The sequence below is a fragment of the Gramella sp. AN32 genome (genome assembly GCF_023718305.1).
GTDB lineage: Bacteria > Bacteroidota > Bacteroidia > Flavobacteriales > Flavobacteriaceae > Christiangramia > Christiangramia antarctica.
Genome location: NZ_QEYO01000002.1, coordinates 341,740 through 366,887, shown reverse-complemented (window position 1 = coordinate 366,887; position 25,148 = coordinate 341,740). Strand labels below are relative to the sequence as shown.

Below are 25,148 nucleotides of genomic sequence, written 5' to 3'. Positions count from 1 at the left end.
AATGGCAAAAAATAAAAAAGTAACCGAGAAAGAATTTGGCCTTTCTTCATGGGCAATAAAGAATAAAACCACGATCTACATTGCGATGATCCTGATTCTGTTCTTTGGGATCACCGCTTATTTCTCTATGCCCCGGGAAAGTTTTCCCGAAGTAAAGGAAACTAAAGTCTATATAAGTTCCATCTATCCCGGGAATACTGCGGAAGACATCGAAAAACTGATCACCAATCCTTTGGAAGATCAATTAAAAACGGTGAGTAATGTTGTGGAGATCACCTCTTCTTCACAAGAAGATTATTCCATGATTATTGTGGAATTTGACGAAGGAATTTCCGTAGAGCTTGCTAAACAGAAAATTAAGGATGAGGTAGATTCTGAAACGAGTAGTGAAGACTGGCCAACCTTCAACGGCGCCAAAGTTGAACCGAATGTCTTTGAATTAAGCCTTTCCGAAGAAATGCCTATTCTGAATATTAATATTTCAGGAGATTATCCTGTTCAGAAATTAAAAGAATATGGAGAATATCTTCAGGATGAAATTGAGAATATTCAGCAGATCAAGCAGGTAGATATTCGTGGTGCGCAGGATATGGAAGTTGAAGTTGCCGTTGATATTTATAAAATGATGGCTTCTTCCGTAAGTTTTCAGGATGTTTCCAGTGCAATTTCAAATGGAAATATGACCATGAGTGCGGGAAATTATGTAACCAGTGGTCAGCGTAGAACGATTCGAATTATTGGAGAGATCGATAAACCTTCAGAACTGGAGAATTTCGTAGTAAAATCTGAAAACGGTAACACGGTTTATTTAAGGGATATCGCTGATGTTACTTTTCAGGATAAAGACAGGACTACCTATGCGCGTGAATTTGGCGATCGCGTGGTGATGCTGGATGTTAAAAAACGTGCGGGAAAAAATATGGTGCAGGCCGCAGAACAAATTGAAGAAATTGTTAAAGATGCCAGGGCAAATGTTTTTCCTTCAAATCTTCAGGTGACAATTACAAACGACCAGTCTTCACAAACCATTGGTCAGGTAGACGACCTGGTAAATAATATTATTTTCGGGATCATTCTGGTGGTGACGGTTTTAATGTTCTTCCTGGGATTCAAAAATGCGCTTTTTGTGGGATTTGCCATTCCCATGTCCATGTTCATGTCGCTTATGATCCTTAACCAATTAGGTTACACCATGAACACCATGATCCTTTTCGGATTGATTATGGGGCTGGGAATGCTCGTAGATAATGGGATTGTGGTTGTAGAGAACGTGTATCGTTTGATGGATGAAGAAGGAATGTCCAGGCTTGATGCCGCAAAAGAAGGAATTGGAGAAATTGCTTTTCCCATTATAATTTCTACCGCAACTACTGTGGCAGCCTTTATCCCTTTGGGGCTCTGGCCGGGAATCATGGGGGAATTTATGATTTACTTCCCAATCACCCTCTCTATAGTTTTGGGTTCGTCCTTATTTGTGGCCATATTCTTTAACTCGGTTTTAGTGTCCCAATTTATGACCACGGAAGACCGGGATATGCCTATTTCAAGAATCATAAAAATTTCAGCAATTGTTGCCGGGATCGGGCTGTTAATCTTATTATTTGGAGGAGAATATCGTGGGCTCGGAAGTCTCATGATCTTCACCGCTATCATGCTTTGGGTTTACCGATTATGGCTAAGGAAAGCTGCAAATAATTTTCAGGACAATTCGCTGGCTAAACTTGAAAACTGGTATGAACGAAAATTGACCTCATCTTTTAAAAGAAAAAGACCCTACTGGCTGGTTGGAGCTACGTTTTTATTACTGATTGGTGCATTTGTTGCTTTTGGAGCGTCACTTGCTTCGCAAAGGACTAAAGTTGAATTTTTTCCTGATAACAAGCCCAACCAGATCATCGTTTATATTGAATATCCTGAAGGGACAGATATTGAAAAAACCAATGCCATCACCAAAGAAATAGAAACGAAGGTTTATTCTGTTTTAAACTCGGAGGAATACATGGATGACGGTTATAATTTTATGGTTGAGAGTGCTGTTTCCCAGGTGGGTGAAGGTGCCGGAAATCCCCAAACCGATGGTGGCTCTGCCGCAGAAATGCCCCATAAGGGTAAGATTACCGCGACTATGCGGGAATATAAATATAGAGAAGGAAAGGACAGTGAGCTTTTAAGACAAAAAGTACAGGAAGCATTGGTTGGAATTTACCCCGGAGTGCTAATTTCCGTGGAAAAAGATCAAAATGGTCCCCCTACAGGTGCTCCTATTAATATTGAACTGGAAGGGGAAGATTACAATGAATTGATCAATACCGCAGAGAGAATGCGGGAATTCATCAACAGCAAAAACATTGCTGCAATTGATGAATTGAAGATTGATGTGAATAAAGACAAGCCTTCCATGCAAGTTGAAATTGATCGTGCAAAAGCCGGTGAATTGGGAGTAAGTGCAGGACAGGTAGGACAGCAACTTAGAAATTCAATTTTTGGAACCAAAGCAGGGATTTATAAAGAAGCCGGGGAAGATTATGATATTTATGTGCGTTTTAATGAAAACAGTAGATATAATTCCAGCGCTCTTTTCAACCAAAGTTTAACCTTTAGAACCAATACCGGGGAGTTGCGCGAAATCCCGCTTTCAGCAGTGACAAGCAAATCCAATAATTCCGGATTTAGTACCATTAAACATCGGGATACCCGACGGGTGGTAACTGTTTATTCAGCATTATCGCCGGGTTATACAGATGCCGGCGCGGCGGTAGCTCAAATTCAGCATGAAATGCAGGCTTTTGAAGGCCTGCCCGAGAATATTTCTGTTGATTATACCGGGCAAATCGAAGAGCAGAACAAACAACAGGCGTTTTTAATGGGAGCGTTTTTCAGCGGACTTGGTTTGATCTTCCTGATCTTAATTTTCCAGTTTAACTCCATTTCCAAACCCTTGATCATTATGATCGCAATTTTCCTAAGTTTAATTGGTGTGTTTGGTGGGATTGTAATCACCGGTTCAGCATTCGTAATTATGATGACCATGATGGGAATTATTTCGCTCGCGGGAATTGTGGTGAATAACGGAGTGGTGCTCCTCGATTATGCCCAACTTTTGATAGATAGAAGAAAAAATATACTAGATCTTGATGAGAGCGAATTTTTACCGAAGGATGAATTGTTAGCTGTAATCATACTGGCAGGGAAGGCCAGGTTAAGACCTGTATTATTGACCGCGATTACCACAATTTTGGGGCTAATACCCTTAGCAATTGGTCTCAATATCGATTTCTTTGGATTATTTAGTGAATTCAATCCGCATATTTATATGGGTGGTGATAATGTGATCTTTTGGGGACCTTTAGCCTGGACCGTCATATATGGTTTGATGGTGGCAACTTTCCTTACCCTAATTATTGTACCGGTATTATTCTATATAGCTATGAGAATTAAAATGTGGGCTTCTGAAAAATTTAGAAAAGAAGAAAATGTTCCTTCTCTTGAACCCGTTCCCGGGGAATAGGTTGAATACTCATTAGAAAATAAAAAAACCCCGAAGTTTTTCACTTCGGGGTTTTCCATAAAAGAAAAATTCATTTATTCGTTGATTACGACAGAACTTTCACTTTTATAGTTATTTACACTGGCCACCTTGTTTTCTTTATAGTCTACTTCAGTAAGTTTATCACCTGACCAAAAAAACCATTTGCCATCCTTTTCTCCTTGATTGTACTGACCGAGGGCAACCTTTTCACCGTTTTCGTCAAAAGAAACCCACTCCCCGTGGAGTTTACCGTCCTTGTACGTACCTTCCTGCTTAACACTTCCGTCGTCATAATAATACGTTCCTTTAATTAGATCGCCCTGTTTTTCGAATTCAGGTTTAGGGCTTTTTTCCTGTGCAAAAGCAGTCCCTCCAACTACAAACAACGCTGCTAATGCTATATTTTTGAAGGTTTTCATTCGTTTAATTAACAATTATCTTACAAATCTACCAAAATTTTACATATAATCAATATTTTGGTAACATTAAGTTTACATTAAAGCTATATTATACTGATTATTAGTATTTTATAATTTATGCATTTTATTACATTTAGCTGCTTTTGATAACATTTACACATTATTCCTATTGCAAAACATTAATACTTATTACTTTTGTGCCCATTCTCAAATGAATAAGAATAATGTATAGAAGTAATACCTGTGGCGAGTTAAACGCTACACATATAGGTCAAAAAGTCACTCTTTCCGGATGGGTTCAAAAAAGTAGAAACAAAGGTTTTATGATCTGGGTAGATCTTCGGGATCGATATGGTATTACGCAATTGATCTTTGATGAAGAAAGATCTTCTTCAGAATTAATGAAAAATGCAGCCGAGCTTGGAAGGGAATTCGTGATTCAGGTTGAAGGTGAGGTAATTGAGAGAGAATCCAAAAACCCTAATATCCCCACTGGAGAGATCGAAGTTCTGGTGGAAAATTTCAAGATATTAAACGCATCGCTTACGCCTCCCTTCACCATTGAAGATGAAACCGATGGCGGCGAAGATCTTAGAATGAAATACCGTTACCTGGATATTCGTAGAAATCCGGTGAAGAATAAACTTGTTTTTAGGCATAAAGTGGCCATGCAGGTGAGAAATTATCTCTCTGAAGCAGGATTTGTGGAAGTGGAAACCCCCTATCTTATTAAATCTACTCCGGAAGGTGCCAGGGATTTTGTAGTTCCCAGCAGGATGAATGAAGGCCAGTTTTATGCGCTGCCACAATCACCGCAAACTTTTAAACAATTGCTCATGGTTGGCGGCCTGGATAAATATTTCCAGATCGTAAAGTGCTTTCGGGATGAAGATCTTAGAGCAGACAGGCAACCGGAATTCACCCAGATAGATTGTGAGATGTCTTTTGTGGAGCAGGAGGATATCCTCAATATTTTTGAAGGCCTAACCACACATTTGCTGAAAGAAATCAAAAATGTGGATATTAAGGAGTTTCCAAGAATGACCTATGATGAGGCCATGAAGAGATATGGAAATGATAAACCTGATATTCGATTTGGAATGGAATTCGGTGAACTTAATGAAGTAGCCAAAAATAAAGGCTTCAATGTATTCGACCAGCAGGAATTGATTGTTGGGATTGCCGTTCCAAATGCGGCCAATTTTACCCGAAAAGAGATCGATAAATTAATAGACTGGGTAAAACGTCCTCAAATTGGTGCCAACGGAATAGTGTGGGCAAAATACAATGAGGATGGAACGATAAAGTCTTCCGTAGATAAATTTTATTCAGAAGAAGACCTTAAGAGTTGGGCTGAAGTGACCGGGGCGAATCCGGGTGATTTAATTGTGGTCATGGCCGGAGATGCCAATAAGACCCGAACTCAATTAAGTGCGTTAAGAATGCACCTTGGAAATGAGTTGGGCTTAAGAAAACCTGACGAATTCGCACCACTTTGGGTGGTAGATTTCCCCTTGTTGGAATGGGATGAAGAGACCGAACGTTTCCATGCCATGCACCATCCTTTTACTTCACCTAAAAAGGAAGATATTTCATTGTTAGAATCGGAACCCGGAAAAGTTAGGGCAAACGCTTATGATCTTGTTCTAAACGGAAATGAGATAGGTGGTGGATCTATTAGGATTCATGATAAGAAAACCCAGGCGATGATGTTTAAATATCTTGGTTTTACTGAAGAAGAAGCAAAGGAACAATTTGGATTTTTAATGAATGCTTTCGAGTATGGCGCGCCTCCACATGGCGGGATCGCTTTTGGTTTCGATAGACTTGTAGCTATTTTAGGCGGCCAGGAAAGTATCCGGGATTATATTGCTTTTCCTAAAAACAACGCCGGAAGGGACGTGATGATCGATGCACCTTCACGATTAGATCAGGAACAATTGAACGAATTGCATTTGCAAACGAAATTATAAAATAAACATCCCGCACGTAGCGGGATTCTTTATCTTCACGGCATAAAAAACAGGAATGCCCAATATTAGTAAATCCCTTCTGCACAGATTTTTAAGATGGAAATCAAAAAATCTTTCGCACAACCAGTTCCTCATGTTTTTGAGTGCGATCATAGGTTTAGGTGCAGGATTGGGAGCGGTACTCATTAAGAACCTTACCCATTTTATTCAGTTTTTGTTGGAAACTAAATTCATTGAGAATTATCGGGAAGGCTTTTATTTCATTTTTCCTTTGATAGGCTTGTTCCTGGTCTATATTATTATCAATTTCATCCTTCAAAAAAAAGTTGGTCACGGCATTCCATCTACCCTTTACGCCATATCGCGGAAAAAAGGGATTATGCGCACCTATCAAATGTATGCTTCCCTAATAACCGCACCAATTACAGTTGGTTTTGGTGGATCTGTTGGATTGGAAGGGCCTACAGTGGCAACAGGAGCTTCGTTAGGATCTAATATTTCCAGATTATTCCTAATGAACCAGGCTTCACGTACCTTATTAATAGGTTGTGCCGCCGCCGGCGCCATGTCATCGATCTTTAAAGCACCTATCGCCGCCATCATTTTTGCCATTGAAGTTTTTAGTCTGGACCTAACCCTGGCTTCACTTTTACCACTTTTAATCGCATCGGTTTCAGCTATACTCACCTCTTATTTCTTTTTCGGAAATGATATCATCCTCCCCTTTCGGCTGGAAGATGCTTTTAGCCTTTCTGAAGTGCCTTTTTATATTCTACTGGGAGTGCTGGCTGCGGCATGTTCCCTTTATTTTTCGAAAGTTTATTTTAGTATTATGAGCCTTATGGCAAAGATCAATTCCCCGCTCCTGCGCCTAACCACGGCCGGTTTGGGTTTAGGGGCATTGATTTATTTCATTCCGCCACTTTATGGTGAAGGTTATAATGTGATCAATAATTTACTTCAGGAGAACTATTTGCAGGCTTTAGGGACTAATTTTTTCAATGCGTACCTGGAAAATATCTGGGTGGTCATTCTATTACTCGCCGGACTCGTTTTCTTTAAAATTATTGCTTCCTCACTTACCTTTAGCGCGGGAGGTATTGGAGGTATTTTTGCACCGGTACTTTTTATGGGAAGCGCTATGGGACACTGTTTCGCCCTAATTTTGAATAATCTGGGTATTTTAAAAAATCCGTTATCGGTTAGTAATTTTACGCTGGTGGGAATGGCTGGTTTGATGGCCGGAGTGCTTCATGCACCGCTTACCGCGATATTCCTTATAGCCGAATTAACTCATGGGTACGAGTTATTTATTCCCTTAATGATTACCGCAACGATCTCCTTTATGATCACGAACAGGTTCCAGCCACATTCGGTTTATACCATGGAACTTGCCCAAAGGGGGGATTTGCTTACTCATAATAAGGATCAAACTGTCCTCACACTTATGAATATTTCCAGAGTGATCGAAAAGAATTTTATCACGTTGAATATCGACATGAATCTAGGTGATGTGATCCATAAAGGTGTGATGAAATCATCCCGAAATCTCTTCCCTGTTATTGATGGAAATCGTAATTTTATGGGAATCATATTGCTGGATGATATCAGGCCCATTATGTTCGATCAAAAAATGTATGAAAAATTAAGTGTGCGCGAACTTATGCATCAGGCGCCAGAAATTATCGATATTGAAAAAGATAAAATGCAAGAGATCATGGCCAAGTTTCAGGATAGCAATGCCTGGAATTTACCTGTGGTAAAACAGGATAAATATGTTGGCTTTATTTCGAAATCTAAACTTCTAACGGCATATCGACAAAAATTAATCGAGGTAACTGTATAAATTCGAATTATGAAAACCTTCATGAAGATCCTGGGAATTTCCATCTTAATCGCCATTGTTATTGGTTTTTATTACCGGATAAACGATGATGAAGCAACCGGGGACCGCATTATTGGAATTGCTGTTCTGGCCAGCGCTTTTATCCTGATGCCAATTTTTTTATACGTGAGGTGGAAAGGTAAAAGCCTGAAGGATTACACCTTATCCGAAGAAAATCTCAAAAAAATGAAAGAAAAAAAGATCGACTAAAACCAAAATTATCCATAAAAAAATTTGTTTTTCAGTTATTTCTTAAATTTTATCTATTATGTTTGTGATTATTAATTATTATTTTTTATGCAAGGCACAGTAAAATTTTTCAATGAATCTAAAGGTTTTGGGTTCATTACCAACGACGACACCAAAAGAGACATTTTCGTACACATTACCGGTTTAAACGGTGAAACTATCCAGGAAGGGGATAGAGTGGAATACGAAGAAACAGAAGGAAGAAAAGGAGTGAACGCTACTGAAGTACGCGTGATCGAATAATATATTTTTTCTGAAAAGTAAGAAAAGCTGCATCTTGCGGCTTTTTTCATTTCTAATAGTTATGCTTGGGTTTTCATCTTTTCGGAAATCCCTTCAAGCATTGTTTCAGTCATCTTGGGAAGATCAAAATCATGCTCCCAGCCCCAATCTTCACGTGCTTTAGAATCATCGATGATTGCAGGCCAGCTATCAGCAATATGTTGCCTAAAGTCTGGCTTATAAGCAATTTTAAATTCAGGTAAATGCTTTTTAATCTCATTTGCAAGCACTTCAGGAGTAAAACTGATCGCACCAAGATTATAAGAAGACCTGATCTTTATGTTTTCTGAAGGAGCCTTCATGATCTCTACGGTAGCTTTTATGGCATCTTCCATATACATCATAGGTAAGGCTGCGTTTTCTTTTAAAAAACTAGTGTATTTCCCTTCTTCCAGGGCTTTGTAAAAAATCTCAATCGCATAATCTGTGGTGCCTCCACCGGGCAAGGTCGTGTAGCTTATAATACCGGGAAAACGTATACTTCGAACGTCTACACCAAATTTGGAATGATAGTATTCACACCATCGTTCCCCGGTTTGTTTACTAATTCCATACACCGTGGTTGGTTCCATTATGGTGGTTTGAGGAGTATTTTCTTTAGGCGTGGTTAAACCAAAAACCGCGATACTGCTTGGCCAGAATATCTTTTTTAAAGTCCCTTCTTTTCCCAGATTCAAAACATTGAATAAAGAATTCATATTGAGATTCCACGCTTTCATAGGAAATTTTTCTGCCGTTGCGCTAAGCATGGCCGCCATTAAATAAATTTCCTCTACCTCATATTTCTTAACAAGTCTTCTTAAACCATCATCATTCGTAGCATCAAGAATTTCAAAAGGCCCGCTTTGCATAAGTTCATCGTTACCTTCACGAATATCACTGCCAACCACATTGGCATTACCATAAATAGATCGTAATTTTAAAGTAAGCTCTGTTCCAATTTGCCCGCATGCACCAATGATCAAAATCCTTCCCGTCATCTTTTAAATTTTGTGCAAATATATTTAATTAAAAATACGAATTCCTAATCGTTTTAGCCCTCTGCCGGATATTTTTGAATATTATTCAAAGCGCCGAAACTTAATCAATCTGGGATATTTCAATACCTTTGTTTCTCTTAGTACACGACTATGAAAAATTATATCTGGATACTTATTGTTTTATGCCTTTCGGCATGCAAAAAGGATGTGGACAAGACAGATCAGGAGACTGATGTAAATGAAGGTTTTCAGAAAGAGATAGAGGTCCATGAGAATAGCATCCAATTATCTCCAGATTCAAAAAAGATTGCCGCTAGATGGGTAGAATATATCACTGCAGAAAATGAGATTAGCCGAATCAAAAAATCTACCGTAGGCAATGTGGTAAATAATTCCGAAGCTATCGCCCAGATCATTTCCTCACTGAAGAATTCGGTTCCCGATAGTTTAAGGGCAGTTCCGGTAGTCTCGAGGCTCAATGTTCTAAATACCAAAGCGCAGTTACTAAAGCAATATTCGAACAAGCAAAAACCGAATGCCGAATTAATTGGCAAAACTGCCACTTCCCTAATTGATGAATTCGACAATTTAAAGATCCAGATGAATGAACTCTTTCTTAAGTCGCTTGAAGAATTTGAAAAAGAGCTGGATGAATTTGAAGAGAATGAGCGTGTACTTATGGAGCGTGATTCTATAGGAGATACCATCACACAATAATTACGTATCTTTTCCTTAAATTTTCAGGACATGAAAAAATTCTTGTTTATATTTTCCCTTATAGGATGTTTTTTCTTCACCCTTAATGCTGAGGCTCAGGTAAAAGAAACTGAAAAACTCATTGCGGCCTCAAAAAACCAGATCACTAAAAATCTAAACGGCTGGCATAAAGCCGCAGCAGATGCAGATTTTAAAAAATATTTTGGTTACATGACCAAAGACGCCGTCTTTATTGGTACCGATGCTACGGAAAACTGGGATTTGAAATCTTTTAAAAAATTTTCCAAACCTTATTTTGATGAGGGAAAAGCCTGGAGTTTTACGCCACTGGAACGAAATATCTATGTTTCCCTGAACCGGGGTATCGCCTGGTTCGATGAATTATTAAGTACCCAAATGGGAATTTGTCGTGGTTCCGGAGTGATGAAAATGGATGGTGATTCCTGGAAAATCCAGCATTATGTACTTTCTATCGCCATTCCTAATGAGAATGTGGATGAGATTACCAAAATGAAAAAAGAATTCGACGAAAATCTTATTTCGGCCCTTCAGAAGTCAGAACAATAAGTTTTTCATTTCTTTTCCATTTTCTGCCCATCAGATTAATTGCAGCTTGTTTGAACGAAAAGTTTGTCCCCCTGAGACCAGTGATAAAAAAATTATATAGCGCAGGAAATTGACATATTTTTAGATTATCTAATGAGATGCTGAAACAAGTCAGCATGACGGCAATTCTAAGATCAGTATCGTCACCCTGAACTGGGTTCAGGGTCTCTAATACGCAAATAAATTAAAATACGTCAATGTTAGCGCAGTCGAAGGGCTAAAAAGCATCTCAACTGCGCTCGATGTGACTTATTAAACCTAGACTTTATGTATTTTGAAATCTTTACAGATAGATAATCAAATTATTAACAGTTATATCAAACTTGGTTTAAACCTATTATATTTGGTCGCCTGAAAAGGAATTTGTAGTAATTAAAAACAAACAAACAAACATGAAAAAAATAAGTACGCTGTTTTTTAGCGTTTTCACCATGGGAGCGGTTTTGGTTTCCTGTAATGACGATGATAAAAAAGAAGATCAAAAAGAAGAGATCCATGGGATTAACCTTGCCTATATGGATACCACGGTATCACCAAAAGAGGACTTTTTTAGATATGTAAACGGGACCTGGCTGGATAGCACGGAAATTCCTGCTGATCGTACCAGTTGGGGCGGTTTTAATGAATTGAGAAAGCAAACCGATAATGACGCTCTGGCTATTCTGGAAAAATCTGCGGAAAGTGATAGCCTCGATGCTGCAAGCGATGAAGCAAAAGCTGTTTACCTCTACAAAAGTATCATGGATACGGTGACCCGAAATAAGTTGGGAGTGAAACCCCTTGAGCCATATTTGGCAAAAATCGATTCTATTCAGAATAAAAAAGACCTGCAGAAGTTCATTATGGAAATGAGCGAATATGGCAGCATGGGATTTTTCTCCTTTGGGGTTAGGGCAGATAGAAAAGACAGCAACATGAATGTTGCGTATCTTTTTCCTTCCGGCTTAGGCCTTCCTGATAGGGATTATTATGTCGCAGATGATTCAGACTCTAAAGACAAGCGCGAAAAATACAAGGAATATATCTCGGAAATGCTTCCTTATATTGGATATTCTGACGAAGAAGCTGATGAAAAAGCAAAAACTATCCTCGATTTTGAAACCAGCCTGGCTCAGCCCATGCTGGATAAAGTTGAAAGAAGGGATGCCCGGGTAACCTATAATCCCATGAGCGTGGCCGATGTTCAAAAAATGGTTCCGGCAATAGACTGGAAAGCCTATTTCAATGAAATTGGGGCTACAGAGCTGGATAGTATTATTGTTTCTGAACCAAAATACATGAAAGCCTTTCAGCAAATCCTGGCGAAGAATGATGTTGAGGACTGGAAAGCTTATTTAAAATGGACGATGTTCAATAATGCTGCTCCTGCTTTAACTACAGAATTAGAAACTAAAAATTGGGAATTTTACGATAAAACGCTTCGTGGGGCAAAAGAGCAAAGACCAAGAAAGGAAAGAGCTTTAGCTTCAGTAAATGGCGTTGTGGGCGAAGCACTGGGTAAATTATATGTGAAAGAACATTTCCCCGCCGAAGCGAAAGAAAAGGCTCAGGAAATGATCGATAATATCGTAAAATCCTACGAAACACGCATCAATAATTTATCCTGGATGAGTGATGATACCAAGAAAAAGGCCCTGGAAAAACTGGGCACCTTCAATGTAAAAGTTGGTTATCCTGATAAATGGAAAGATTATTCTGAGCTTGAGATCGTTGCACCGGAAGAAGGCGGATCTTATTTTCAAAACATGATGAACACTCTAAAATGGAGCACCGCAGAAAATATGGTAGATCTTGGCGAACCGGTAGATAAATCTGAATGGTTTATGTCCCCACAAACAGTGAATGCCTATTACAATTCAAGTTATAATGAGATCGTTTTCCCCGCCGCGATCCTACAACCACCTTTCTACGATTATAAGGCTGATGCTGCCGTTAATTATGGTGGAATAGGTGCAGTGATTGGCCATGAAATATCTCATGGTTTTGATGACAGCGGATCACGATTTGATGCCGAAGGCAACCTGAACAACTGGTGGACAGATAAAGATTTGGAGCAGTTTGAAGGACTTGGCGGTAGTTTGGCCGATCAATACAGCAATATTGAAGTTTTAGATAGTGTTTATATCAATGGGAAGTATACTTTAGGGGAGAACATTGGCGACCTTGGAGGAGTAAACGCCGCTTATGACGGACTTCAGCTTCACCTTGCTGAACATGGAGATCCCGGCAAAATTGATGGTTATACCCCGGAGCAACGTTTCTTCCTTTCCTGGGCAACTGTGTGGAGAACCAAAATGAGGGATGAAGCAATGAAAAATCAAATAAAAACCGATCCTCATTCTCCCGGAATGTACAGGGCTTATGTACCGCTTCAAAACATTGATGCCTGGTACGAAGCATTTGATATTCAGGAAGGAGATGCCATGTATATCGAGCCAGATAAAAGAGTAAGAATCTGGTAATCTTACAGATTTTAAAATGAAAGCTGTCTCACAAATATTTTAAAACGTCACCCTGAACTAGTTTCAGGGTCTGAATCAAAAAGTAAATTTTACTAAATGAGATTCTGAAATAAATTCAGAATGACGGCCTACTATCTTTTTGAGACAGCTTCTTTTATAAGGGCTTAAAAATAAAAATAAGCATCCTGGATATGCTCTATTTTAGTACCTGCTTTATTCTGAACAATCGCCAGAATATCAAAACGGACCTCAACCTCTAAATTATTATTTTCCACATAAAAATTCATTGCTTTTACCTGTTGCTGGATTTGTTTTGGTTTCACAAAATCCTGGGGGTTTCCAAATTCAGAAGTGCTTCGGGTCTTTACTTCAACAGCAACTAAAATATTTCCCCGCCTGGCGATAAGATCAATTTCAGCTCTCTGGTAGCGAAAATTCTTTTCCAGAATCTCGTATTCCTTCAACTGTAAATATTCTGCGGCCAGCTTCTCCCCTTTTTTGCCTAATCGATTATGTTCTGCCATTTTTATGCTATTCTGAAGCATAATTTATGACAATGGAAGCAACTTTTAAATTCATATCCTGAATTTCCTGCGCGGTCGCTTTTGCTATTTTATCACTATAAAATTTCGATGGTGGGGTCGCTTCCGGCTGTAAAAATACTCGTAGTCCGCTGTTTTCTAATTTTCCTCCATTCCAAAGCACTGCTCCTCCGTAATCCCAGCCAAATCCATAAAAGGAAATATCCTTTCCGTTCTTCTCCACTAAAGTTTGGTAAGAATCACCTACTTTAATGCCCGTATTAGAGGCCCATTTACCGTTTCCTTTGGTACGAATCTCATAGATTTGATCTTTTTCTTTATTCTTCCAAATAAGCATCAACTCATTTTCCGTATCCGGGTATAAAATGGAATAAGGTCTTTGCGTAGTTCCTTCCTCAAACATTTCCGAAGCTTCCTGAATATTGGCATCAGCATAGATACTTTTTATCTCTTCTGAATTTAAATTCTCCAGGTTCTCAATGCTATATGATTTTGCATTCGATTTTGAAGTAGTTTTCGTTCCACTACAACCTGCGAGAATAATAAGACTCAAAAACATCATAAATTTATTCATAACCTCAATTTTGACAGTAAAAGTAACTACTTCCCTAACCTGAACAGAGCCTTTTACAAGAATTTAACGCGTATTCACGAGCCTTTGCTTAACTTTGCTGATTCTAAAAAAGTTGATCCATAATGAGCCAAAAAACTCAGAGATATACCATTACCGCGGCCTTACCTTATACTAACGGCCCTATTCATATTGGGCATTTAGCCGGTGTTTATGTGCCAGCCGATATTTTTTCCCGTTTTCAGCGTATGCAGGGAAACGATGTGGCTTTTGTTTGTGGTAGTGATGAGCATGGCGTGCCCATAACCATTAAAGCGAAAAAAGAAGGTATTACTCCGCAGGATGTGGTAGATAAATACAACGGAATTATTAAAAAATCTTTTGAAGACTTCGGAATAAGCTTCGACAATTATTCCAGGACTTCAGGATCAACGCATCATGAAACAGCTTCAGCATTTTTTAAAAAATTATATGAAGATGGGAAATTTGTTGAAGAAACTACCATGCAATTGTATGATGAGGAAGCCGGGCAATTTCTGGCTGATCGTTTTGTAACCGGAACCTGCCCTAAATGTGGGCACGAAGAAGCCTATGGCGACCAGTGTGAAAACTGCGGAACTTCCCTTAATGCAACAGACCTCATTAACCCAAAATCGGCAATTAGCGGAGCCGTTCCCACATTAAAGAAAACCAAACACTGGTTCCTACCCTTAGACCAATATGAAAACTGGCTAAAAGAATGGATCCTTAAAGGCCACAAAGCCGACTGGAAAACGAATGTTTACGGACAGGTAAAATCCTGGATTGATGATGGATTGCGCGCCAGAGCGGTAACCCGTGATTTAGACTGGGGAATTCCTGTGCCGGTTGAAGGTGCTGAAGGAAAGGTTTTATATGTTTGGTTCGATGCTCCTATTGGTTATATTTCTTCTACTAAAGAGTGGGCGAAGGAAACCGGAAAAAACTGGGAAACTTACTGGAAAAATGAGGATACGAAATTGATCCATTTTATCGGGAAAGACAATATCGTTTTTCATTGTATCATTTTTCCGGTGATGCTTAAAGCGCATGGAGAGTATATTCTACCTGAAAATGTGCCCGCTAATGAGTTTCTCAACCTGGAAGGAAAGAAACTTTCCACTTCTAAAAACTGGGCGGTCTGGCTACATGAATATCTGGAAGATTTCCCCGGGCAGCAGGATGTGTTACGTTATGCTTTAACTGCGAATGCGCCGGAAACCAAGGATAATGATTTTACCTGGAAAGATTTCCAGGCCAGGAATAACAATGAACTGGTCGCTATCTTTGGGAATTTCATCAACCGGGTGGTGGTGCTTACCAGTAAGTATTATGATGGGGAAATTCCCAAGCCCAATGAATTTAGCGAAATTGATGAAAAAACACTTACAGAATTAAAAGCCTATCCTGCGGTGATCGCAAGTTCTATTGAGAAATATCGCTTTCGGGAAGCCCAGGGGGAATTGATGAATTTAGCCCGCTTGGGAAATAAATACCTGGCTGATGAAGAGCCGTGGAAAGTGATCAAAACCGATCCCGAACGCGTGAAAACGGTCATGTTTGTCGCCTTACAGATCGCTTCTGCCCTGGCTATTCTTAGCGAACCTTTCTTACCCTTTACTTCAGCGAAATTGAAAAAAATGTTGAACAATGCAAATGTTGAAAATGGCAAATGGGGCGATGTTTCTTTGACTACTGAATTAATTAAAGCCGGACACAAGATTGGGCAAGCCGAATTGCTTTTCAGCAAAATCGAAGATGAAGAAATCGAAAAGCAACTGGAAAAACTAAAAGCGACCAAAACCGCGAACGAGATGGAAAACCAAAAAGCTGAACCACAAAAGGATATCGCCACTTTTGAAGATTTTACTAAAATGGACCTGCGCGTGGGAACTATCCTGAAAGCTGAAAAAATGGCGAAAACCAAAAAGCTGATGGTGCTAAAAGTGGATACGGGAATCGACCAGCGAACTATTGTTTCCGGGATCGCCGAACATTTTAAAGCGGAAGAAATCATTGGAAAGAAAGTAACCGTTTTGGCAAATCTGGCCCCGAGAAAATTACGTGGCGTGGAAAGCGAGGGCATGATCCTGATGACCGAAAATGCGGAAGGCAAACTGGTATTTGTAAATCCTGATGAAGCCAACGTGAATGATGGGACTACTATAAACTGATTATGGAGACTGGAGGCTGGAGGCTGGAGGCTGGAGGCTGGTAAAATAGTAAGGAAACCTGAAATAGGAATGGGAGAGAAAAAAAATATTCGTGCATTCGTGGCAAGAAGCATACTGCTTACCTTCTAATAACAGGTTTAATTAAGAATGCTTAAAATCGCTTTTCATCCTATTTACAAACATCCGTTACCGGAAGGGCATCGGTTTCCCATGGAAAAATATGAGTTGCTGCCCAGGCAACTTTTATATGAAGGCACCTGTAAAGATGATAATTTTTTTAAGCCAGAATTTCCAGATCCGGAGCATATCCTTAGGGTTCATACCCAGGAATATTTTAATAGACTGCGCAATCTCGAACTTTCCTCTAAAGAAATGCGCAAAGCAGGTTTCCCCCTTTCCCGGGAATTGGTAGATCGCGAACAAATTATTGTAGACGGCACCATTCAAGCCTGTGGTCTTGCCCTTGAAAATGGCATCGCCATGAACATTGCCGGCGGCACGCATCATGCCTATTCCAATAGCGCGGAAGCATTTTGTTTACTCAATGACCAGGCCGTGGCTGCGAGATATCTCCAGCATAAAAAACTGGCGAAGAAAATTTTAATTGTAGATCTTGATGTACATCAGGGAAATGGTACGGCAGAAATTTTCCAGAAGGATGCTTCGGTATTTACTTTTTCCATGCATGGGAAGGGAAATTATCCTTTTAAAAAGGAAATTTCAGATTTGGATATTGCCCTGGCAAATAAAACTCAGGATGAAGAATATTTAAAGATCCTGAAATCCACCCTTCCGAAGTTAATCGATCAACAAAAACCAGATTTTATCTTTTACCTGAGTGGGGTAGATATTCTGGAATCAGATAAACTGGGAAAACTAGGTTGTACCACTAACGGTTGTAAGGAAAGGGATCGCTTCGTTTTGCAAACCTGCCACGACCTTCAAATTCCTGTACAATGTAGTATGGGCGGCGGTTATTCCGAAGATATTAAGGTGATCATAGAAGCACATGCAAATACCTATCGCCTGGCTCAGGAAATTTATTTTTAGAGTATTGCTTTAATAAGGAAGCTTCATTTTTATGAAAAACAAAATTTTATATTTTCTCCCTATTTTCATCATAATTAATTGAAAATTGTATCTTAGAATGATGAGCGAAAAATCTAATAGCCAGTCTTACTGGAAAACCAACTTGAAATACCTGGCAATTTTGTTAAGTATTTGGTTTCTCGTTTCCTTTGCTGCCGGGATTCTTTTTAAAGATTATCTGAATCAATTTAAACTTGGTGGTTTTAAACTCGGTTTTTGGTTCGCCCAACAGGGCTCGATTTATGTTTTTGTGATCCTCATTTTTATTTATATCAGGCTTATGAATAAGTTGGATAAGAAACACGGTTATCTTGAGTAGAACCCTCCTATTTAAAAATCACAATTTATGAATGTACAAATTTGGACCTGGATCCTTGTTGGCGTAAGCTTTGCGCTTTACTTCGGGATTGCCATTTGGGCCAGGGCAGGTTCTACTAAAGAATTTTACGTGGCCGGTGGGGGAGTCTCGCCACTTGCCAACGGAATGGCCACCGCAGCTGACTGGATGAGCGCGGCTTCCTTTATTTCTATGGCGGGAATTATTTCCTTTAGCGGTTATGACGGTTCTGTGTATTTGATGGGTTGGACCGGCGGCTATGTTTTACTGGCTTTACTTTTAGCGCCCTACCTTCGGAAATTTGGAAAATTCACCGTTCCCGATTTTATTGGCGACCGTTATTATTCTAATACCGCCCGAACCATCGCCGTTATTTGCGCGCTCATTGTTTCCTTTACCTATGTTGCGGGGCAGATGCGCGGGGTAGGAATCGTCTTTTCACAATTTCTTCAGGTAGATATTACTTATGGTGTATTAATAGGTATGGCCGTTGTGTTGGTTTTTGCCCTTTTGGGCGGAATGAAAGGAATTACCTATACCCAGGTGGCACAATATTGTGTGTTGATCTTTGCCTTTATGGTTCCGGCAATTTTTATTTCTATACAAATGACGGGAAATCCTATTCCGCAGATCGGGATGGGTGGCACATTAGAAGATGGAACTTATTTGCTGGATAAATTAGATTCTTTACATACTCAGCTTGGTTTTAAGGAATATACAGATGGATCAAAATCTACCTGGGATGTCTTTGCCATCACCCTAGCTTTAATGGCTGGAACTGCAGGGCTCCCCCATGTGATCGTTCGGTTTTTTACGGTTCCCAAAGTAAAAGATGCACGAAAATCTGCCGGATATGCCTTACTTTTTATTGCAATTTTATATACCACTGCTCCGGCGGTTTCAGTTTTTGCCCGAACAAATTTGATCAATACGGTAAGCGAAAAACGCTATTCAGATTTGCCGGAATGGTTTAAAAACTGGGAAAATACAGGACTTATTTCCTGGACAGATAAAAATGAAGATGGAAGGATTCAGTATGTAAACTCTGAAGCTATCGATGGTAAACCACTCTACACGGGTGATCGGGGGGAAAATGGGGAACGCCTGGTTTCCAATGCCACTTCAGAAAGAAATGAATTATATGTAGACCGTGATATTATGGTTTTAGCCAATCCTGAAATTGCCAGTTTACCAGATTGGGTAATTGCGCTGGTAGCTGCAGGGGGGCTGGCCGCAGCGCTTTCTACTGCCGCAGGATTGCTATTGGTAATTTCGACCTCGGTTTCCCATGACCTTATCAAAAAACAACTTAAACCAGATATTTCAGACAAAGGGGAATTGATGGTGGCCCGGATTAGTATTTTTGTAGCCATTATCATTGCCGGAATTTTCGGTATATATCCGCCGGGATTTGTAGCTGCAGTGGTTGCATTGGCTTTTGGTCTCGCCGCAGCTTCGTTTTTTCCCGCAATCGTGCTGGGGATTTTTGATAAACGAATGAACAAACAGGGTGCCATCACCGGAATGGTGGTGGGCATAAGCCTGATGCTCTTTTATATGATTCGCTTTAAAACCGGTCTTATTGGTATTCTGGAACCCTTACCCGAAAGTGAATGGTGGTTGGGAACATCTCCTGAAGGTTTTGGCGTGGTTGCTATGCTGATCAATTTTGTGCTGGCCATGGTAGTTTCAAGATTTACTACTCCCCCACCTCAACACGTCCAGGAAATCGTGGAAGATATTCGCATTCCCAGTGGTGTGAAAGAAGCCCAAAGTCACTAAAAACGATCCCGCCAATCCATATTGGCGGGATCGTTAATTAATTCTCAGGTTTTTTTGATCCAACTGACTTATTATTTTCCTAATAAAAGAATTTCATTACAAACCACTTCAGTCACATAACGTTTAATCCCATCTTTATCTTCATAACTTCTGCTGGTTAGTTTCCCTTCAATACCCACTTCTTTTCCTTTAGGGACATAATTTTCAATCAGCTCGGCTGTTTTTCCCCAGGCAATAATATTATGCCATTGTGTATCGGTAATTTTTTCCCCTTTCGCGTTCTTATAACTCTCATTGGTGGCTACAGAAAATTTGGCCAGCTTTTTACCGGAATCTAAATTGAGGATTTCAGGATCGTTACCTACGTGACCAATTAATTGAACTGTGTTTCTTAAAGTGCTCATAACTAAAGATTTTATTGCAGTTGAAAATCATTCGTTCATTTCAACAGGACAAATCTGCGCTAAGTTTTTTAAGTTATTCGTATCCAAAATATTTGCTTACGTTTACTTGCGTTTGTAAACGTTTGCAAATGACTGATCGCTTTATTTTGGGGAACTATATCAAGGAGCAGCAATAAAATATTTGTTAGTATATTAGGAGTTATCTTGCATTTTTAAACAAAATTTATGGATCATAACTTTAAATATAAATACGACGACTTATTTAATCCTGTATTAAAAGCCTTGAAAGAATTAGGAGGTTCTGGTTCTATAAGTGAAATTGAGGAAGAAGTTATTCAAATTTTGAATTTAAATGAGGATGCTATCAACGAAATTCATAGAGAAAGCACTACAAAACTCGCTTATAGATTAGCTTGGGCCAGAAATTATTTAAAAAGATATGGTTTAGTGGAAAACTCTTCAAGAGGAGTTTGGGCATTAACGGACAAAGGACAAAAAATAGACAAAGTTGACCAAGAAAAAGTAAAAAAAGCAGTTGTAAAAATTGATAGAGAAGAACGCAGCCAGAAAACAACAAAAAATAAAGAAAATAATGAACCTGAATTAGAAAATACAACTAACGAAATTGAGGAATTTAGTTGGCAGGATAAATTAATTCAAACTATAAGAAAAATAAGTCCTGATCAATTTGAAAGATTATGTCAAAGACTTTTAAGGGAGTTAGGATTTGTAAATGTTGAAGTAACAGGACGCACTAATGATGGCGGAATCGATGGAAAAGGTATTTACAAAATTGGAAGCGTATTATCATTTCACGTTGTTTTCCAGGCAAAAAGATATAAAGGTTCTGTGTCTCCTTCCGTAATACGTGATTTTAGAGGTGCAATGAGTGGAAGAGCTGATAAAGGACTAATTCTAACCACAGGAAGTTTTACAAGAGAAGCGAAGAAAGAAGCAACTAGAGATGGTGCAATACCAATTGACCTAATAGATGGAAATGACTTTGCAGAAAAACTTAAAGAATTGGGCTTAGGCGTTTCAATAGAAATGGTTGAAGATGTAAAAATAAAACCAGATTTTTTCAAGAGTATCTAAGAAAACGCAAGGTAACAAAGTTCATCGCAAATAACGGGCAATCTGGTGAAAAGTGCTATTTTAGAAACCAAGTAAAAACCAACAAAGCCGACAAGTTCTCGTCCATACCCCGCGCCACTTGTCGTTATAGATCGAAAGTGCACTCTATAAAGATTTCTATCCTAAATGGGATTTAAGACTTCAATCAAAATCTGGTGGTAATTAATAAGGAGCCGCCTATAAAAAAAAAGCAAATGATGTGTCTTTAATTGCTAACCATATTGTTTCATCCTAACATAAAATGAAAGGCAGGAAATTTGTAAATTTGGACAAAACCGAAGTCTTTGCCATATTTTTTAATAGCTTTCTTGCTAAGTTTCAATACCAGTACAAAAAATGTAAGCTATACTTTTGACCATTTACTACATTATGAATATCAATATGCTGAAGGAAAAGAAATGGAGGAAAGGTTTTTCCTAACCAATTCTAAAGATAACAGCTATTTTGCCGATTTACGTATTGTAAACCATGATTCTATCGAAATAAGATTTTTACACCACGATAAAATTATGGGTTTTTATAAAATTCAGGCTAAAGATATTTATGAAAAAGATCGTTTTGAAATGTTCTGCAAAAATCTGAGTAGCGCAAAGAATTATTTTAAATTCAGGACTAAGGAATATGCCTATCATCATTTTAAGGATACACTTCTAAAATCATATCCTGGAGAATTTTATGTTTTTAAACATAAATCACCCGGGATCGAGAAGAATTTAAACCTGGTTCGCAGCTGGTATAGACAGAAAAAAGGAACTGAAAATCATATGCCCTTACTTACTCATCCTACAGCCTATGCAGAATGGAAAAAAGAAAAGAATATGGGTAACGGAATTTCAGATTTAAGGTTCAAAGAATATCTGGATGAACCTATAGAAAGGGAAATTTTTAAGTTGAAAAATATCATCCCGGTAAGTAAAATCTTCTTTTATAATTCGCGGTGCGAACTCGATTCCCAGAAGAAAGAAATATATACTAAATTTTATAAAGTAGAACCGCATTAAATTGTTGTTCAGCATATTTAATGGGACTATAATTTTTCACAACAAATTCATCTAAACTTATAAAGCTGAAACAGGGATAAATCCATTTTTGATTATATTTAATCATGGAAAAATTGTGTTCTGAATGTGGCGAAAAAATAAAAGGCAGGACAGATAAAAAGTTCTGTAGCGATTACTGCCGGAATTCCTTCCATAATAAGGCAAATAAAGATGCTACAAATCTTATCAGGAATACAAATAACGCGCTGCGCCGCAATTACAGAATTCTTCAGGAGCTAAATCCCGGCGACAAGACGACCGTTCCTAAATCTAAACTGCTTTCCAAAGGCCTGAATTTTGAGTTTGTTACAAGTATTTACATCACCAAAAATGGCAAACAGTATTTCTTTGTCTACGATCAGGGATACTTGAAACTCGAAAATGATATTTATGCTTTAGTTAGAAGAAATTAGCGTTTTTTTGAGAGGCCTAATGGGAAAACTTGTTTAAATTCCCAATATGAAATTAGGTATCTTACTTTTAACGCTATTTAGCTTTCAAATGATGGATGCGCAAAATATTTCCAAGGAGAGATGGGAAAACAGGCTGTTAATTATCATAGCAGAAAATGCAGCTAATTCAAATGTAAAAGATCAAAGATCGATTTTAGCAAAAGATATAAAAGGTTTAAAAGATCGTAACTTAAAGATCATCCTGGCGACTCCAGGATTTCAACAGGAAATTTTACCAGAAAAAGGTGAAATCCAAAGTTCTACAATTTATTCTGAATTAAATGAAAGACAGGATTTTCAGGTGTTGCTGATTGGCCTGGATGGTGAAGTGAAATTGAAGAAAAATCAAATCCTCAATCTTAAAGAACTGTTTGGAACTATTGATTCAATGTCTATGAGACAGGCCGAAATGAAAAGCCAATAATAATAACTATAAATTAAGAAATGCCAAAGTTATTTGCATACGGGACCCTGCAGGACGAAAAACTTCAACAGAAACTCTTCGGAAAAATTCTCAAGGGCAAACCGGCCATTCTTAAAGGATATCATTTAGGGAAAATTACCATACCCAGAAACGAGACGGGAAGTATTTATCCGGCAATTCGTATTTCTGAAAATGACACTGACAAGGTTTTCGGTTATGTTTACGACATAAGCGATGACGAAATGGAAATAGCTACTGATTATGAGGGGGATGATTATAATTTGGTCGAAGCCACCTTGGAATGTGGTACAAAAGCCAAAGTCTTTATAGTGGATTGATTCTGTCTTGGTTATCGCAAGGCGTGTAAGAACACTCCCGAAAGCTATCGGGATTGTGTCGGCCAAGTTGTTTTGTTACTTGGTGTCTTAAAATATTACTTTTTGTTCAAATACCTGCTATTTGCTGAAAACCATCTTTGTTGGCAGCTGGCGTAATCCATTTTTGTTCTAATATATTTATCAATAAGTGTTCGTAATTCCAACCAATTTTTCTTGCGGCTAAGGAAGTTAAACTATCTTGATCTTTTCGATGTGGTCTTGAAGATCCCGTCATATTAGGTTTCATATTTAAATCAAAAATAAAGTAGTCCCCTTTGTCATTTGCCCTGCAATCTATCCTAATCGGTGCTTTTGCTTTTATGATTTTTGCTGCATTTTCACAATGTTTTGATACTATTTTGATTTCATCTTGTTGTAATTCATCATCATTTAAAATCGAACTATTCTCAATTACTGCAACAGTTCCATTATATGGAGCAATTCCATTATGGTGATTAAATCTTTTTATAGCCGGCAAACTCCAATAAGAATGAATTCTTTTTTCCTTGTTTGTAAAAATATATTTTCCCGGAGGCATCACGGTTATTGTAATTTCCTGACCGGACAAATATTCTTCTATATAGACTTCCTTGCCATATTTATTTGAATCGATTAAGTCGTTTATGAGTTGACATAATTCTTTTTGATTTTGGGCAACATATACACCTTGACTGCCTCGACCTCTAATAGGTTTTGTTACTATTGGAAAAGGAAAATCAAATTTATTATTCTTTAAGTTCTTTTTTGAAAAAACCTTTGCTCTGGGAATGGGTAAATTTTGTTCTTTTAATAATTGATTTGTCCTCCATTTATCATCGAATAAATCTACATCTTTTGGACGTTGACCAACTATTTCTATTTTTCCATCAAAAAAGGTTTCTATTGGATGATTTTTATATAAAACGGTATTTAACCAAAATATAGTTGCCCCTTTATCTAATGCCGATTGGATACCATTTTCCGTATCTGGAAAAACCCAATCATAGTCATTTTTTACATTAGGATTTTTAACCGGAGTGATTATGGATAGGTTGATATTTTTCAAAGAAAAAGCAATATCCGCTCCGCTATCAGAATATCCACCTGGTTTCATTGGTTTTTGAATTCCATCTTGGATCGGGGGTTTCTGTGCTTGAAATAAAATTGCAATATTTTTCTTTCCTGGCAATTTTTTCGTTTTGCTCCGCTTAAGCACAACTCCTAATATTGCCAGTTTTGACCCTTTAATTTTAGTGCGGCCCTTAACACATCACGCTGACTGATTTGCCCAATTAACCGCCCATTCTCAACAATCGGAAACCTTCGGAACTTTTTTTCAATAAAGATCTTCGCTGCATCCAAGACATTCATATTCCCATCGATGGTTTCTACATTGCGGTTCATTCGGTTTTCCACAAAAGAATCACTCATGGGCATGTTGTAATAACGGCTATCTGAAACCTGCTTCATACAATCACCTTCAGAAATAATTCCGACAAGTTCATGTTTGTCATTCACCACACATCCACCGGAAATCCCGTTCTTCACCAGTTTTTCCATCACATCCATAATATGATCTTTCTCCCTGAAGGTCACAAGTTTAGAAGTCATATAATCTTTCACCAAAATGGGTTCTTGAAATGACTTTTTTGATGCTGCCCGCTTTCCCATAAAACTCTTGATACCCATAACTTATAATATTTTGATTGCTAAGCTTTTAAAT

General features: G+C 38.5%; 24 protein-coding genes. 17 read left to right on the top strand and 7 right to left on the bottom strand.

Going from position 1 to position 25,148, the window contains the following annotated elements; genetic code table 11:
- The first annotated feature begins 1 nt into the window (after nt 1).
- Nucleotides 2-3,508, top strand: a complete 3,507-nt coding sequence (locus DHD80_RS04170; protein WP_251739878.1) for an efflux RND transporter permease subunit — start codon at nt 2-4, stop codon at nt 3,506-3,508.
- Between the two features lie 74 nt (nt 3,509-3,582).
- Here DHD80_RS04170 and DHD80_RS04165 read toward each other — a convergent pair whose 3' ends face one another.
- Nucleotides 3,583-3,948, bottom strand: coding sequence for a nicotinic acid mononucleotide adenyltransferase (locus DHD80_RS04165; protein WP_251739877.1), 366 nt, complete (start codon nt 3,946-3,948; stop codon nt 3,583-3,585).
- A 224-nt stretch (nt 3,949-4,172) separates the two neighbouring features.
- Between DHD80_RS04165 and aspS the strand changes: the two genes are divergently transcribed.
- From aspS to DHD80_RS04145, 4 genes are all read left to right on the top strand, one after another.
- Nucleotides 4,173-5,921 (top strand): aspartate--tRNA ligase, encoded by a 1,749-nt coding sequence (gene aspS / locus DHD80_RS04160; RefSeq protein ID WP_251739876.1) that lies wholly within the window; start codon nt 4,173-4,175, stop codon nt 5,919-5,921.
- Between the two features lie 55 nt (nt 5,922-5,976).
- Entirely contained in the window at nt 5,977-7,767 is a 1,791-nt protein-coding gene (locus DHD80_RS04155; protein ID WP_251739875.1) for a chloride channel protein, read from the top strand.
- Between the two features lie 9 nt (nt 7,768-7,776).
- Nucleotides 7,777-8,016: a hypothetical protein gene (locus tag DHD80_RS04150; RefSeq protein ID WP_251739874.1), complete on the top strand. Its 240-nt coding sequence runs from the start codon at nt 7,777-7,779 to the stop codon at nt 8,014-8,016.
- 87 nt (nt 8,017-8,103) lie between these two features.
- A complete protein-coding gene (locus DHD80_RS04145) occupies nt 8,104-8,298 on the top strand; it encodes a cold shock domain-containing protein (RefSeq protein WP_251739873.1) in 195 nt (64 codons plus the stop codon).
- Between the two features lie 59 nt (nt 8,299-8,357).
- Here the strand turns inward: DHD80_RS04145 and DHD80_RS04140 are convergent, their stop codons facing one another.
- Entirely contained in the window at nt 8,358-9,317 is a 960-nt protein-coding gene (locus DHD80_RS04140; protein WP_251739872.1) for an NAD-dependent epimerase/dehydratase family protein, read from the bottom strand.
- Nucleotides 9,318-9,467: 150 nt separating this feature from the next.
- On the opposite strand from DHD80_RS04140, the gene DHD80_RS04135 reads away from it, so the two are divergent.
- The 3 genes from DHD80_RS04135 (at nt 9,468) to DHD80_RS04125 (ending at nt 13,102) form a co-directional block, all read left to right on the top strand.
- Entirely contained in the window at nt 9,468-10,034 is a 567-nt protein-coding gene (locus DHD80_RS04135; protein ID WP_251739871.1) for a hypothetical protein, read from the top strand.
- Nucleotides 10,035-10,064: 30 nt separating this feature from the next.
- A complete protein-coding gene (locus tag DHD80_RS04130) occupies nt 10,065-10,601 on the top strand; it encodes a nuclear transport factor 2 family protein (protein ID WP_251739870.1) in 537 nt (178 codons plus the stop codon).
- A 431-nt stretch (nt 10,602-11,032) separates the two neighbouring features.
- Complete coding sequence (locus tag DHD80_RS04125; RefSeq protein WP_251739869.1) at nt 11,033-13,102, top strand: M13 family metallopeptidase; 2,070 nt, start codon at nt 11,033-11,035, stop codon at nt 13,100-13,102.
- A 164-nt stretch (nt 13,103-13,266) separates the two neighbouring features.
- Here the strand turns inward: DHD80_RS04125 and DHD80_RS04120 are convergent, their stop codons facing one another.
- Nucleotides 13,267-13,626, bottom strand: coding sequence for a YraN family protein (locus DHD80_RS04120; RefSeq protein WP_251739867.1), 360 nt, complete (start codon nt 13,624-13,626; stop codon nt 13,267-13,269).
- Nucleotides 13,627-13,633: 7 nt separating this feature from the next.
- On the bottom strand, nt 13,634-14,218 hold the full coding sequence (locus tag DHD80_RS04115; protein ID WP_251739866.1) for a hypothetical protein: 585 nt from the start codon (nt 14,216-14,218) through the stop codon (nt 13,634-13,636).
- Between the two features lie 122 nt (nt 14,219-14,340).
- On the opposite strand from DHD80_RS04115, the gene metG reads away from it, so the two are divergent.
- From metG to DHD80_RS04095, 4 genes are all read left to right on the top strand, one after another.
- Nucleotides 14,341-16,407, top strand: a complete 2,067-nt coding sequence (gene metG / locus DHD80_RS04110; RefSeq protein WP_251739865.1) for a methionine--tRNA ligase — start codon at nt 14,341-14,343, stop codon at nt 16,405-16,407.
- 147 nt (nt 16,408-16,554) lie between these two features.
- Nucleotides 16,555-17,457, top strand: coding sequence for a histone deacetylase (locus DHD80_RS04105; RefSeq protein ID WP_251739849.1), 903 nt, complete (start codon nt 16,555-16,557; stop codon nt 17,455-17,457).
- 100 nt (nt 17,458-17,557) lie between these two features.
- On the top strand, nt 17,558-17,815 hold the full coding sequence (locus tag DHD80_RS04100; RefSeq protein ID WP_251739934.1) for a DUF4212 domain-containing protein: 258 nt from the start codon (nt 17,558-17,560) through the stop codon (nt 17,813-17,815).
- Between the two features lie 27 nt (nt 17,816-17,842).
- On the top strand, nt 17,843-19,615 hold the full coding sequence (locus DHD80_RS04095; RefSeq protein ID WP_251739847.1) for a sodium:solute symporter family protein: 1,773 nt from the start codon (nt 17,843-17,845) through the stop codon (nt 19,613-19,615).
- Between the two features lie 71 nt (nt 19,616-19,686).
- Here DHD80_RS04095 and ssb read toward each other — a convergent pair whose 3' ends face one another.
- Complete coding sequence (gene ssb / locus DHD80_RS04090; protein WP_251739845.1) at nt 19,687-20,019, bottom strand: single-stranded DNA-binding protein; 333 nt, start codon at nt 20,017-20,019, stop codon at nt 19,687-19,689.
- A gap of 225 nt (nt 20,020-20,244) precedes the next feature.
- On the opposite strand from ssb, the gene DHD80_RS04085 reads away from it, so the two are divergent.
- From DHD80_RS04085 to DHD80_RS04065, 5 genes are all read left to right on the top strand, one after another.
- Nucleotides 20,245-21,114 carry a restriction endonuclease gene (locus DHD80_RS04085; protein WP_251739843.1) on the top strand — a complete coding sequence of 290 codons (870 nt, stop codon included), beginning with the start codon at nt 20,245-20,247 and terminating at the stop codon, nt 21,112-21,114.
- Between the two features lie 323 nt (nt 21,115-21,437).
- Complete coding sequence (locus DHD80_RS04080) at nt 21,438-22,154, top strand: hypothetical protein (RefSeq protein ID WP_251739842.1); 717 nt, start codon at nt 21,438-21,440, stop codon at nt 22,152-22,154.
- Between the two features lie 104 nt (nt 22,155-22,258).
- Complete coding sequence (locus tag DHD80_RS04075; RefSeq protein WP_251739840.1) at nt 22,259-22,606, top strand: hypothetical protein; 348 nt, start codon at nt 22,259-22,261, stop codon at nt 22,604-22,606.
- Between the two features lie 46 nt (nt 22,607-22,652).
- Nucleotides 22,653-23,069, top strand: a complete 417-nt coding sequence (locus tag DHD80_RS04070; RefSeq protein WP_251739838.1) for a DUF4174 domain-containing protein — start codon at nt 22,653-22,655, stop codon at nt 23,067-23,069.
- 20 nt (nt 23,070-23,089) lie between these two features.
- Nucleotides 23,090-23,407, top strand: coding sequence for a gamma-glutamylcyclotransferase family protein (locus DHD80_RS04065; protein WP_251739837.1), 318 nt, complete (start codon nt 23,090-23,092; stop codon nt 23,405-23,407).
- A 106-nt stretch (nt 23,408-23,513) separates the two neighbouring features.
- Here DHD80_RS04065 and DHD80_RS04060 read toward each other — a convergent pair whose 3' ends face one another.
- On the bottom strand, nt 23,514-24,614 hold the full coding sequence (locus DHD80_RS04060) for an ATP-grasp domain-containing protein (RefSeq protein ID WP_251739835.1): 1,101 nt from the start codon (nt 24,612-24,614) through the stop codon (nt 23,514-23,516).
- A 32-nt stretch (nt 24,615-24,646) separates the two neighbouring features.
- Entirely contained in the window at nt 24,647-25,114 is a 468-nt protein-coding gene (locus DHD80_RS04055) for a CBS domain-containing protein (protein ID WP_251739833.1), read from the bottom strand.
- Nucleotides 25,115-25,148 lie beyond the last annotated feature (34 nt).

Excerpts from the sequence above, each read along its gene's own strand:
- DHD80_RS04145 (WP_251739873.1), top strand. The coding sequence starts at position 8,104 with ATGCAAGGCACAGTAAAATTTTTCAATGAATCTAAAGGTTTTGGGTTC.
- DHD80_RS04065 (WP_251739837.1), top strand. The coding sequence starts at position 23,090 with ATGCCAAAGTTATTTGCATACGGGACCCTGCAGGACGAAAAACTTCAA.
- DHD80_RS04135 (WP_251739871.1), top strand. The coding sequence starts at position 9,468 with ATGAAAAATTATATCTGGATACTTATTGTTTTATGCCTTTCGGCATGC.
- DHD80_RS04170 (WP_251739878.1), top strand. The coding sequence starts at position 2 with ATGGCAAAAAATAAAAAAGTAACCGAGAAAGAATTTGGCCTTTCTTCA.
- DHD80_RS04115 (WP_251739866.1), bottom strand. The coding sequence starts at position 14,218 with ATGAATAAATTTATGATGTTTTTGAGTCTTATTATTCTCGCAGGTTGT.
- DHD80_RS04165 (WP_251739877.1), bottom strand. The coding sequence starts at position 3,948 with ATGAAAACCTTCAAAAATATAGCATTAGCAGCGTTGTTTGTAGTTGGA.
- DHD80_RS04120 (WP_251739867.1), bottom strand. The coding sequence starts at position 13,626 with ATGGCAGAACATAATCGATTAGGCAAAAAAGGGGAGAAGCTGGCCGCA.
- DHD80_RS04070 (WP_251739838.1), top strand. The coding sequence starts at position 22,653 with ATGAAATTAGGTATCTTACTTTTAACGCTATTTAGCTTTCAAATGATG.
- DHD80_RS04150 (WP_251739874.1), top strand. The coding sequence starts at position 7,777 with ATGAAAACCTTCATGAAGATCCTGGGAATTTCCATCTTAATCGCCATT.
- DHD80_RS04085 (WP_251739843.1), top strand. The coding sequence starts at position 20,245 with ATGGATCATAACTTTAAATATAAATACGACGACTTATTTAATCCTGTA.
- DHD80_RS04130 (WP_251739870.1), top strand. The coding sequence starts at position 10,065 with ATGAAAAAATTCTTGTTTATATTTTCCCTTATAGGATGTTTTTTCTTC.
- metG (WP_251739865.1), top strand. The coding sequence starts at position 14,341 with ATGAGCCAAAAAACTCAGAGATATACCATTACCGCGGCCTTACCTTAT.
- DHD80_RS04105 (WP_251739849.1), top strand. The coding sequence starts at position 16,555 with ATGCTTAAAATCGCTTTTCATCCTATTTACAAACATCCGTTACCGGAA.
- DHD80_RS04055 (WP_251739833.1), bottom strand. The coding sequence starts at position 25,114 with ATGGGTATCAAGAGTTTTATGGGAAAGCGGGCAGCATCAAAAAAGTCA.
- DHD80_RS04125 (WP_251739869.1), top strand. The coding sequence starts at position 11,033 with ATGAAAAAAATAAGTACGCTGTTTTTTAGCGTTTTCACCATGGGAGCG.
- DHD80_RS04155 (WP_251739875.1), top strand. The coding sequence starts at position 5,977 with ATGCCCAATATTAGTAAATCCCTTCTGCACAGATTTTTAAGATGGAAA.
- DHD80_RS04140 (WP_251739872.1), bottom strand. The coding sequence starts at position 9,317 with ATGACGGGAAGGATTTTGATCATTGGTGCATGCGGGCAAATTGGAACA.
- aspS (WP_251739876.1), top strand. The coding sequence starts at position 4,173 with ATGTATAGAAGTAATACCTGTGGCGAGTTAAACGCTACACATATAGGT.
- DHD80_RS04075 (WP_251739840.1), top strand. The coding sequence starts at position 22,259 with ATGGAAAAATTGTGTTCTGAATGTGGCGAAAAAATAAAAGGCAGGACA.
- DHD80_RS04100 (WP_251739934.1), top strand. The coding sequence starts at position 17,558 with ATGAGCGAAAAATCTAATAGCCAGTCTTACTGGAAAACCAACTTGAAA.
- ssb (WP_251739845.1), bottom strand. The coding sequence starts at position 20,019 with ATGAGCACTTTAAGAAACACAGTTCAATTAATTGGTCACGTAGGTAAC.
- DHD80_RS04095 (WP_251739847.1), top strand. The coding sequence starts at position 17,843 with ATGAATGTACAAATTTGGACCTGGATCCTTGTTGGCGTAAGCTTTGCG.